Genomic DNA, 12298 nt, shown 5'->3' on the forward strand with positions numbered 1-12298 from the left:
ACTTTACAGTCTTATAGCAGCTTTTTAATCGATTTATTTTTCTAATATCTTATCCATTATAAATTGTATTTCATATTTATCTATAATATTATCATTATTAATATCATATTGTGGTATATCTTTACCATAATTTTTAGATGCCATTCCTAAATCCTTAATATCTATAACACCATCATCATTGTAATCAGCATCCTTAACTGGAGGTATAACCTCATCAAAAGTAGTTAAAAACTTAGCATCAGCCCATACAGCATGATCGTTCCAATTATTAAGGCCTGATAATGCTATTAATCTAACTTCTTTAACTCCATTTAATTCTAAATCTAATTCCTTACATTCAGAACTTCCATTTATTTCTCCACTATTAAATGCTTCTACACCATCTAATAACACTTTAAATGTTACTTGCCCATTTAAACTTGTAGCTTGGCTATAATCAACACCAGCAAATCCTTGTAACCTTTCATATCCCTTACCTTCTATATCAAAAATTAATTCAGATTGAGCATGTGCCCCAATCCCTTTTTCAAAACTTTTAACATCTCCATCTTTTAATAAGGTAATTACTCCGCCATTTGGTGCTTTATCTCTATTAAATGTTCCATAACCAACATATGACTCTGGATTCCAATTCAAATCTGAAAGATAAACAAATTCATTTGCTGTAATATTTATATTGTAAATTTTTTCTTGTAATTTATCTGGTGATATAACCTTAATTGAAACTAAATTTTCACCTGCCACAAGCTTTTCATTTATTTCTATTTTATTAGTTGCTTTAAGCTTATTTCCATTTATCGAAATTTCTAAAGTTGCATTTTCCTCTTGTGCTACTGCAACTAACTCAAAATCTTGCTTACTTGTTGTTATGCTATACTCTGTCTTATTTGATTCAAAAATAGGATCTAAATTGTTATTTGGAGTTTCTAATGATAATAATGTTGCATTAGAATCTGATGAAACTAAAATCTTTAATGTATAATAATTAGTTGTCCATAAATCATCAGCCTTACATGCTATTACAACTTCATTAAGTCCTGGCTTTAATTCAACATCTTTTTTGTTTGCTTCCACTCTTTCATTATTATTAGTAATACTTATAGTTGAGTAATAACTATTTGCAGTAGCCTCCACAGTAATATTTTTACTTTCTTCTTCTGTTAATTTAATAGTATATTCTAATTTTGATTTTTCAAAGCCGTCAATACTATCTCCATTAATTTTTATATCACTTAATGTTGCATCTCTAGAAGGCATTCTTGCAACATTTATAATATACTTGCTAGTTGTTACTCCATCCTTTGCAGTAACTTCAATAAATATAAGATTATTTCCTGACGCTAAAGTGACATTATTTTCAAATTTATTGTTGTCTAGTGAATTATTAATAACTTCACGTCTATATTCAGTTTCATAAACCTTAATGCTTCCAACTCTCTCATTTGCAGATAACCTTAACGTTATGTCTTTAATATCTGAGTTAACATTATAGTGATAGTAGCTATTAATATTATCACTTATATTAATATCCATTTCTTCAATTGATATTGTATCAAGCTTAGCATAGTTATCTACTAACTTATTTACATTTATTGTATATACTTTTTTACTCTTAAATAAACCTACTGGATCAACTTCAATAGTTATTACACCACTATTATTTAAAGTAATTTCTTTACTAAATTTATCTATATCATCAAAAATAACTTCTCCATTTAAAGTTACCTTAATATTATCACTATCATTATTTGATGCTCCTGATAATATTAAATTATTTTGACTATTAGTTAAATAATAATCATATTCATACTTTTCAGATTCAAATCCACTTAATTCTATTGAATTTATTTTTATACTCTCTAATGTTCCATTTACTTTATTTTCACTTACTTCAACACTATTACTAACTACTGGATCTCCTAATCTGTTATACTGATCTCTTGGATAAACTGTGCAGGTTATACTTCCTGAAATCTTAGCTATATAAGTTTTAGATGAAGTATATTCAACTGTTTTACCTGTAGCACTTGTAGTTTCCCATTTGTAAATAGACCCTTCTTCATTATGATTATCTTCATCGTAATATTTATAACTAACTTCAAGCTCTTCCCCTATTTTTACTGATGTATTTTCTATTGTTACATCTGAAATAGTAGGTTTATTATTTTTTGTAGATTTAAGTTTTATGCTATCTATAGCTTCAATTTCTTGTTTATTATATTCTGAACCAGTTGCAATTTTAAGGTTTGAGAATGTTACATCCTTATCTCTTCCATCATGGTTCCAAACAGCAAAACCTATTTTATAATCTTCTCCTAAGAAAGAACTATCTAAATTTCCCCATTCTATATACTCACCATCTGGAGTTTTGTAGCTAATAGTGACATTTCCATCTTTATTATACACATCAAAAATTAAAGTACTTTCATTTACACTTCCACTTTTATCATTTTCTATAGCAGATGCATTTACTTCTCTTACAGTAACTAATCCATTATAATGTGATTTTTTACCTAAAGATATATAATTATCTACATCTTTGAATAGTAATACTGAAGCAGTATCCCATCTGTTTGATTCAGCTAACGGAAGATTATCTACTTTAACAGTAAATCTCATATCATCTGCACTAACTGAATCTGGTACATCAATTAATACAAGATTTCTTATATTATTATCACTGTTATATAAATCTCCTCTTTCCATTTTTATGATTGCTGATTCTCCATTTTCACTTATAGTTAAATTTTGGGAATTTTCATTTACTATATTTACATAGCTTGGTATATATGAGGTAGCTTCATCAGATATTACTACTGTTTTACTTGCTTCTAATCCATTTATACTAGCTTTAACAATAATAACTCCATTTTCTTTTGCAGTTAATAAACCACTTTCATCAATTGTAGCCTTAGTAGTACTAGTACCATCTATATTAGTTACAGACCATTTTATTTGATTTGAAAGATTTTCTGGTAATACTTCTGCATTGAATTTAATACCTTCACTTAATTTTTCTATAATACTATTATCTTTATTAGTAATTTCAATACTATCTGCTTTTTCTAAACTTTCTCCAACAACTGTTACTGTAACTTTGTTTGATTCAATTGAAGTATTATTCCATACATAATATGCTAATACTTCAGCTTCACCTGAAGATATTGCTGTTATTTCACCAGAAGCTGAAACTGTTGCTACAGCTGGATTTAAACTTACATATTTAATATTATTTACCGGCATACTTGGAGTAGTACTTCCATTTAAAGTTATATCATCGCTATTTGTAATGTAATCTAAAGGCATATTTGTAACAACTGCATTTTTTATTAATCCATCGTCATATGTGTTTCCTTCTAAAATAACATTTTTACAACCTCTAAAGTAAAATACGTTTTCTTCATTTCCTGAAATCTGTGTTCCAGTGCTTTCTAGTGTTAAATTTGCTTTTTCATTTTCATTTAAGGTTGTATTATCTAAAGATAAATTTAATTGAACATTAGGATTATCTCTAAATACTTTATTATTTCTTATAGTTAAATTTTCAACACTTTCTGCATTTACAACTGCATCATGCTCCATATAAAATTCATTATCTTCAATAGTTATATTTTTATGAATTGGACTTTCTGCTGAAGGTAAAGCTCCACCTAATGTTACTGGATTAATATAAATTGCCGATTTAAATCTCCACTCAATTTGTCCACTTTCTCTTATATAGAACTTATTATTTCTTATAGTTAAATCTCTTATAGGGCCTGATTCATACCAATTAGCTGAATCATTTGATAAATATATAGTAGCCATCCCCATATTCCTAAATTCATTACCTTCTATTAAAACTGATTTTCTTGTTGTTGAAAGAATTCCTCTAGTCGGAATTGTATGGAATATATTATCTACTATCTCTAATTCTGGAGTATAAGTTGCATTTTCTGCAACATACTTTGGCTGATCTCCTATTTTTTCATCTATATCACTTGGTAACTCTTCATTAAAAGTTACTATCATAGTTCTTAAATCATTACCTTCTTCACCTGCTTGAATCACTTCTTTTACTGTATACATTTTTTCTTCATTATCTGGAGACATTAATGTATCTCTTGTAAAGAAAGCAACTTCATTCCCTACATAATATTGCGGGAATCCACCTTGTTGAGAATGTATATATTTTAATTTTAATGTTTTACTATCAATTTTTTCTTCTACTCTTGTAAATGTTCCATGTATATTAATTGGATCATCATGTGCATGAGAAAAATTACAGTTTTTAATTGTTATTTTACCAGCTGCCCCTGATACATGTATTAAGTCCGCAAAACTTGTTGTATACTTTCCTGTCCCCTCTCTTGGCATAAAATTAACGGTATCAAAAGTTACATTCTCACTCATTTGTGTTAAAAATCCAAATCCATGCATATAATGAATATTTATATTTTCTAATACAGTATCTTTACTCTCCCAAATAAATGCTCCTGCTGTTTCTCTCATTGCTGAAGTACACATTTCATTTACAACACCTATTTTTTGACCATATGGAATTGCATTGTTATAAATTATTCTAACTGTGTTTTCATTAAGTTGAGTTATTGTATTTACTCCGTTAAAAGGACTAGAACTTAACTGATATCTTCTACTAACTTCTATTTCGGGATCATATATAACTACAGCATATGAATTACTATGGTGCCCTTTTTGTGTCCAATAATATTTACCAGTATATGGGCTTTCTTCACTTGTCCATAAAATATTTGTATTATTATCTACTATCTGATATCTAAAATTTGATGGTATATAATAATCAATATAATTTTTATCATCCTCTACACCTATATCTAAAACTGTCATTTCTGATGTTGTAGGAACTTCAAAATCCCAAGAAAAGTTCTTTAGTTTAACGTTTTCAGATTTAACCACAGCAATAGCCATCATATTACCATGCATATTAAATAGTGAACCATTTCCCTCTAAAGTTAAATCTTCTTGTTCTTCAATTAAAATACCTATAGTTTTAATTGGATTTTCCATACTATTTGTATTTGAAGTGTGATATTCTCGTTTTTGAGCGTTATCTTTGTAAATTTGATATTCACCCTTTGGAAAATTAATAATTACCTCATTATTATATTCCTTTGCTGATTCAATAGCTTCATAGATGGCTTCTGTACTATCTTTCTTACCACTTGGATCTGCTCCGAAATCTGTAACATCAATAATAATAGAATTTTCTTTCTTAAATATTCCAGCAGAAGCTTTATTGCTGTTTAATATTAATGAAAAAGCCATAAATATTGATGTTAATAGTGCTGTTTTTTTCATTACATTATTTTTTATCTTCCTCATTTTTTCTCCCCCTTATTGTTTTATCATTCTATATTATACATTTTCATACTTATTTTGTAAAATTATTTATGTATTTTATTATTTTTTAGTAATTTAAATTATAAAAAACACCTCCTACTAGCTGTTTGTATTAAACAACCAATAGAAAGTGTTCTAACTTTCTTTGCTTATTAAGTTTAGTAATGTCAAAAAGTAATTAGTTAGCATAACTGAAATACATTTGACAAATTGTTAAATTGTGTTCTACGTTGATTTTACTACGTTCACAGCCTCACTAGCTCACTTTATTCTTAAGTCTTAGCTTGTCAGCAATTATAGCGATAAATTCTGAATTTGTTGGCTTACCTTTATCATTGTGAACAGTATATCCAAATAGTGAGCTACGCTCAACTTCGCTTATTCAGTAGCTTCAAGCATTCCTTCGTATCATAACATTAATAAAATCTAACTTTAATAACAGCCATATCTTGGTCGCTATAAGTTCAATATATTTAGTGCTATGTTTGATATGATAATCATAGCTAAATTTTACAGTTATGTCAACAATAATAACTGTATTTATTTCAGCATTTTACAAATTAACACATTGTAACTTAGCCTGTTCTAATACATTTTCTATAGCTTCCTTACTCTTATTAGGTGGATAATCATACTTCTTTAAAAGTCTTTTTATAACACTTCTCATTTTAGCTTGAGCTTGTGCCTTCTCATACCATGCATGAGTCATATTCTCTTTAACTGTTTTAGTTAATTCTCTTGCTATCTTTATTAAAGTATCATCCCCCATAGCAGCTATAACTTCTGGGTCTGCTGTTAATACATCAAAGAAAGCCTTTTCTTCATAAGTTAATCCTATTTGATGCCCTTTATCTATTGCTTCTAATAACTCATGTTTAAACTGTATTAATTGCTCTAATACTTTAAATACATCTGCTTCATCACTTCTGTTATTATAAGCTTCAATTATCTTTTCAAGTCTTTCTCTGAACTTCTTACTTACTACTAAATTAGTCTTTTTTATATCTCCGACTTTTTCCTTCATCACTCTCATTAATATATTAGCTGCCATATTCTTTTGAGGTAATGCTCTAAGTTTATTTAAGTTTTCATCAGTCAATAATTCAAATGTTTCCTTACTTCCTGCTTCTGTTAAAGATAATACTTCATCTTCTAAAATAGCTTGTTCAAGCATAGCAGATATCCTCTTATTAACTTCTGCAAGGTCTGGAACCCCTTCTCTTGTTGTTTTTAATACAAAACTTCTTACTGCTATAAAGTAAGCTATTTCATCTTTTATTTGCCTAGATAATAAACTTGTACAAATCTTATATACATCTTTTAATCTCTTAGTTTCATTTAAGAATACCTTTTGTCTTGGCTCTGTTAACTGCACATATTCAGCACCATCTCTTATAAGCTTAAATCTAGTTTTATCACAATCACCAAAGAAACCACTATAATCAAAGTAATGGAACACATTTCTTAAAACTTCAACTATATCTAAAGCTATCTTTCTTCCTTCTTCATTTTCTTGTATTTTATCTTGGTCTCTTGTAGTGTAAGTTTTTAAAGCTTCAAATAATTCTTTCTTAATTCCTATATAATCAACTACAAGTCCACCAGTTTTACCTGGATAAACTCTATTAACTCTTGCTATAGCTTGCATTAAGTTATGAGCTTTCATAGGTTTATCTATATACATAGTATCAAGACTTGGCACATCAAAGCCAGTAAGCCACATATCAACTACTATAACTATCTTAAATTCACTATTTTCATCTCTAAACTCTTTTTCAAGTTCCTTTTGATAAGTTTTATTACCTATAGCCTTTGCCATTTCTTCTTCATCACTATTATTAGCAGTCATAACCATCTTAACTTTGTTTTGCCACTCTGGCTTTTGCCTTAATATCTCTTGATACATTTTGTAAGCAGCTATTCTTGAATAAGCTACAATCATAGCTTTACCCTTAACTAAATTTTCTCTTTCCTCATAATGTTCTATAAGGTCTTTTACTAATTCTCTAACTCTATCAGTATTAGTTATAATCTGCTCCATTTTAGATAATTTCTTTTGACTGGCATCTACTACATAATCTTCAACACCTTCATGTACTTGCATTTCCCAATAAGCCCTATCTATATCCTCTAAAACAGAATTATCAATCTTAACCCTTGCAAGTCTTGACTCATAATAAATCTTGACAGTTGCTCCATCATGTACAGCTTGTGTCATATCATAAACATCAATTAAATCTCCAAATGTTCCATAAGTTGATTTATCAGTAGTTTCTATTGGAGTACCTGTAAAAGCTATATAAGTTGCATTAGGCATAGCTTCTCTTAAATATTTAGCATATCCAAACTTAACTTCTCCAGAGTCTAAATCAACTTTACCATCCATACCATATTGAGTTCTATGAGCTTCATCTACCATTACAATAATATTTCTTCTTTCTGATAAAAGCCCTGTTTCTTCTTCAAACTTTTGTATAGTTGAGAATATAACTCCACCAGTTTTTCTATTATCTAATATAGCTTTAACATCTGCTCTACTATCTGCTTTAATTGGCTTTTGTCTTAAAAAGTCATGAGCTGATCCAAAAGTATTAAACAACTGATTATCTAAATCATTTCTGTCTGTTATTACTAATATAGTAGGATTATTTAAAGCTTTATCCTTAACTAAATTACCTGCTAAAAAAGTCATAGAAAAACTCTTGCCACTACCTTGTGTATGCCACACAACCCCTGCTCTACCATCAGTATCAACAGCTTTCTTAACAGCTTGTATAGCTTTATTCATACCAAAATATTGATGATATGCAGCCATTATCTTTCCTTTAGTAGTAAATAAAATAAAGTTCTTAATTATATCAAGTAGCCTTTCCTTATCAAACATACCGTAAAGTAATGTATCAAAATTAAGCTTATCTATAACTTCATCATCAGCCTCAACCTTTTTCCAAGCCATAAATCTATCAAAAGGTGCAGTTAAAGTTCCAGCCTTGCTATTAACTCCATCACTTATTACTAAAAAAGCATTATAATAAAATAATGTAGGTATATGAACCTCTTTATAATTCATAAGCTGCTTATAAGCATCTTCAATAGTTACTTCTTCCCTTGAAGTACTCTTAAGCTCCATTAAAACTAAAGGCATACCATTAACATATACAACTACATCTGGTATTTTCTTAACCTCATCTTCATTAATCTCTAATTGATTAACTACAAGAAACTCATTATTATTAATATTTTCATAATCTATAAGCTTAACAGTAGAATAAATAGTTTCACCATTGATAAAATCTGTTATCTCTACTCCCTCTGTTAAATACTTATGAAAAACCTTATTATTAGTAAATACATCATTAGTTTCAAAAGTTCTAAGCTTACGAATAGCTTCTTTAATAGAACTAATAGCTAATCCTTTGTTTATCTTAATAATACTTTCTTCTAATTTATCTAATAGTAAAACTTCCTTAGCATCTCTAACTAATTGGCTGCCATGTATATATTCATAATCTATTTCTTTTAAATATTCAATTACAACATTCTCTAAACTCGCTTCTTGAAATTTCATACTTTTCTTCCTCTTTATTTACAGTATTACTTATAATTATATCTTAATTTTGAACAAATAAAAAGAAAGTCCTGTAGAAATAACTTCTATAACACTTTCTTCACTGTAATTTTATTTAATATCTTTTAGCTGCTCCTCCAATTCATATACAAAGGTACTTGATTTACTTATAATATACTTATAAGCATGCTCTGGAAGCCTATCCTGCATATATTTAGATGCAAATAAAAAAGCCCTCAAAATTCCATCTATCGCTCCTATCGATAATGAACACTCTTCAGGAGCTTCACGATAATTCATCAAAATTTTATTATCTAATTCTTCTAACATAAAATAGACATAAGTTTTCTCACTATAATTTTCTTTTACATAATCTATTCTTTCAGTAAGATTTGTTATACCTTTACTTTCTAGAACATCTCTTATATCTGAAATTTCCCTGTAACTTATTATATTAGAGCTACTAAATTCCTCATCACTCATATATTTAGACATTAATATACCTCCCAAATTTGATAATATATTAATTTATACTCCTACATTCATCTAATTATTACAAAGCTTCATATTATTTATTACAAGAAAAAAGCCAATCCATTACAGATTAGCTTCTATATCTTCTACTATTATTTCACCACTCATAAGCTTTGGTAATAATATATCTCTTAATTCAATTAATGACTTATTTTCTCTCTTATTTTCTTGAATATTATAGAATAATGAAGATATACTATTATTCCATTTTAATAATGTCTCTTGTTCTGGAAGCGCTATTTTTAACTTTTCTAATTCTTTAAATGTAATCTGTGGAAATGTTCCAGACCTTGACTCTGCAATTGATTGTAAATAATCTACAGTATCACTACTAGTTAAAAATTGATATATTAATGTCGGGCTAAGAATTGACTTTGCTCTTAATACCATAAGTTTAGTAGAAACAACATAATCTTCACACTCAAAATCTACAAATGCATACCTCTTATTCTTAGGTCTAATTTCACTATATAAAATATCATTTTTTTGTATACTCTTTTTTGCTTGTCCTGGAAGGGCTGCTACATCTGAATATTCATTAGTTAGCACTTCACCATCTAGTATATCTGAAGTGTTTAAGAATATAATCTTATCCTTATTAAATTTATGCTTAACTGAAATAGAGTCTACTAAATCAGATAAATATCCTATTTCCCATCCTTTAGGTATTATCCCTAATTCACTTTCAACCATTTCTCCACCACTTGATTTATATGGTTCTCCATTTTCATTAGGAAATTCAAAATCAACAAACCATCTTTTAAATAAAGCTTGAGCTATTTCCTCTAAAGTTTTATTCATCTCATTATTTAGTTCTATTTTTCTATCTAATGCTGATAGTAAATTTACTATTTCTTTTTGTTCTCTTAGGCTCGGTAGTTTTATATCAAACTTTTTTAATGTGTCTATTGTTAATGCTTTCTGAGTTGAACCAATACATCTATTATATATTTGTTCTTTTGCAAAAGGACTTTGTAACCAGTAGTAAATAAATTTATTATTACACTTTTGATTAAAAGATTTAAACCATGTTAGGTTACCATCTTTAAAGTAAAACTCTTCATCTTTAACTAAGTAAGGTACTCCTAAAGTACCAACAGATGTTAATAATATATCTCCTGCATTAGGTACACCAAATTTTTCTTTCAGCTCATTATATCTTTCTTCAGTAATATATAACTCAGTACTTATATCATTACCTTTATGCTTTTCAATTATTTCTTTACCTCTATAAAAAGGAATTCCATATCCTACATACTCCTTAGCATATATCCTTTTACTTGATGAAATCTCTACCAACTCACCTAATTTATAATTATCAAAATTCTTACACCTCATATCCAATTCCTCCAAGTTGCTTTCTTATTTCTCCTTCAAGCTCCTTAGATTTCTTGAACTGCTCTGAAAGTATTTTTGTTAATCTTTCCATCTTTTCTTCAAATGGTTCTCCATCATCTTCAACTTCTTCAATTCCAACATATCTTCCTGGGGTTAGGATATAATCATTAGCTCTTATTTCTTCTATAGTAGCTCTCTTGCAGAAGCCTTGTTTATCTTCATAGTTTTCATTTTCTTTATATGAATGATAAATAGCTGCTACTTCTTTAATATCTTCATCAGTTAACTCTCTTAATCTTCTGTTAACCATAGTTCCCATTTTTCTAGCATCTATAAATAAAGTTTCACCTTTATTCTTCTTATCTCTATTAAAGAACCAAATACAAACTGGAATACCTGTTGTATAGAATAACTTATCTGGAAGTGCTACTATTGCATCTACTAAATCAGCTTCTAAAATATTTTTTCTTATTTCACCTTCATTAGAAGTATTTGAACTTAAAGAACCATTAGCAAGTACAACTGCTGCTCTTCCTTTTTGGCTTAATTTATCTAACATATGTTCTATCCATCCATAGTTTGCATTTCCTGCTGGTGGTGTTCCATACTTCCATCTTGAATCATCAACTAATAAAGGTTGCCCCCAATCACTTTGATTAAAAGGAGGATTGGCAAGGATATAATCTGCCTTAAGTGAAGGATGTAAATCTTCATGGAAAGTATCTGCATTTTTGCTACCAAGATTATTTTCTATTCCTCTAATAGCCATATTCATCTTAGCTAATTTCCATGTTGTTGGATTTGACTCTTGACCATATACTGATATATCAAAAGCATTTCCACTATGTTCTTGAACGAATTTTAAAGACTGTACAAACATCCCACCAGAACCACAAGCTGGGTCATAAACATATCCCTTATAAGGCTCTAGCATTTCAACCATTAAAGTAACTATAGACTTAGGAGTATAGAACTCTCCACCACCTTTACCTTCATTAGCTGCAAATTTTCCTAAGAAATATTCATACACTCTTCCTAATACATCTTTTTCTTTAGCAATACTTCCACCAACATTTATATTAGAGAATAAATCAACTATTTCTCCTAAAACTCTCTTATCTAATTCTGGTCTTGAATAGTTTTTAGGTAATACACCTCTTAAAGTTTCATTTTCTTTTTCTATACTATCTAAAGCGGCATCTATTACTTGACCTATTTCTGGTAGCTTCGCTCTTTCTGCTATGTAATTCCATCTTGCTGTCTCTGGAACCCAGAATATCCCCTCTGCTAAATACTCATCTCTATCTTCTGCAAAATCTGGGTCATCTTCCATTAACTCTTCCCATTTTTCCATAAATGTATCTGAAACATATTTTAAAAATATTAATCCTAATACTACATGCTTATATTCTGATGCATCCATATTGTTTCTAAGCTTATCAGCAGATGCCCATAATTGTTCTTCAAATCCTATTGTTGCCATTTATTTTCGCTCCT

The 12298-nt window shown here is 28.8% G+C and carries 5 protein-coding genes and 1 pseudogene; all 6 read right to left on the reverse strand.

Annotated features, from left to right (window positions below; genetic code table 11):
• Window positions 1-33: 33 nt before the first annotated feature.
• The gene (locus tag LPC13_RS05440) at window positions 34-5343 is read right to left on the reverse strand and encodes an NPCBM/NEW2 domain-containing protein (protein WP_005213135.1); all 5310 of its coding nucleotides are present in this window, start codon (window positions 5341-5343) and stop codon (window positions 34-36) included.
• Between the two features lie 274 nt (window positions 5344-5617).
• Window positions 5618-5719 (reverse strand): annotated as a pseudogene (locus tag LPC13_RS05445) (sporulation initiation factor Spo0A C-terminal domain-containing protein); the annotation flags it as partial.
• Between the two features lie 195 nt (window positions 5720-5914).
• Window positions 5915-8929, reverse strand: a complete 3015-nt coding sequence (locus LPC13_RS05450) for a type I restriction endonuclease subunit R (protein ID WP_234088678.1) — start codon at window positions 8927-8929, stop codon at window positions 5915-5917.
• Between the two features lie 111 nt (window positions 8930-9040).
• Window positions 9041-9424, reverse strand: a complete 384-nt coding sequence (locus LPC13_RS05455; RefSeq protein ID WP_234088679.1) for a hypothetical protein — start codon at window positions 9422-9424, stop codon at window positions 9041-9043.
• Between the two features lie 102 nt (window positions 9425-9526).
• Window positions 9527-10801 (reverse strand): restriction endonuclease subunit S, encoded by a 1275-nt coding sequence (locus tag LPC13_RS05460; protein ID WP_234088680.1) that lies wholly within the window; start codon window positions 10799-10801, stop codon window positions 9527-9529.
• Complete coding sequence (locus LPC13_RS05465) at window positions 10791-12284, reverse strand: class I SAM-dependent DNA methyltransferase (RefSeq protein WP_234088681.1); 1494 nt, start codon at window positions 12282-12284, stop codon at window positions 10791-10793. Before LPC13_RS05465 ends, LPC13_RS05460 begins: the two co-directional genes overlap by 11 nt.
• Window positions 12285-12298: the final 14 nt, after the last annotated feature.

Origin of the sequence: Clostridium celatum (assembly GCF_021412605.1) — a bacterium.
In the GTDB taxonomy this organism is placed as follows: domain Bacteria; phylum Bacillota; class Clostridia; order Clostridiales; family Clostridiaceae; genus Clostridium; species Clostridium celatum.

What these genes read in the sequence shown, in the direction of transcription:
- LPC13_RS05460 (WP_234088680.1), bottom strand. Translation starts at nt 10,801, where the DNA reads ATGAGGTGTAAGAATTTTGATAATTATAAATTAGGTGAGTTGGTAGAG.
- LPC13_RS05450 (WP_234088678.1), bottom strand. Translation starts at nt 8,929, where the DNA reads ATGAAATTTCAAGAAGCGAGTTTAGAGAATGTTGTAATTGAATATTTA.
- LPC13_RS05465 (WP_234088681.1), bottom strand. Translation starts at nt 12,284, where the DNA reads ATGGCAACAATAGGATTTGAAGAACAATTATGGGCATCTGCTGATAAG.
- LPC13_RS05440 (WP_005213135.1), bottom strand. Translation starts at nt 5,343, where the DNA reads ATGAGGAAGATAAAAAATAATGTAATGAAAAAAACAGCACTATTAACA.
- LPC13_RS05455 (WP_234088679.1), bottom strand. Translation starts at nt 9,424, where the DNA reads ATGTCTAAATATATGAGTGATGAGGAATTTAGTAGCTCTAATATAATA.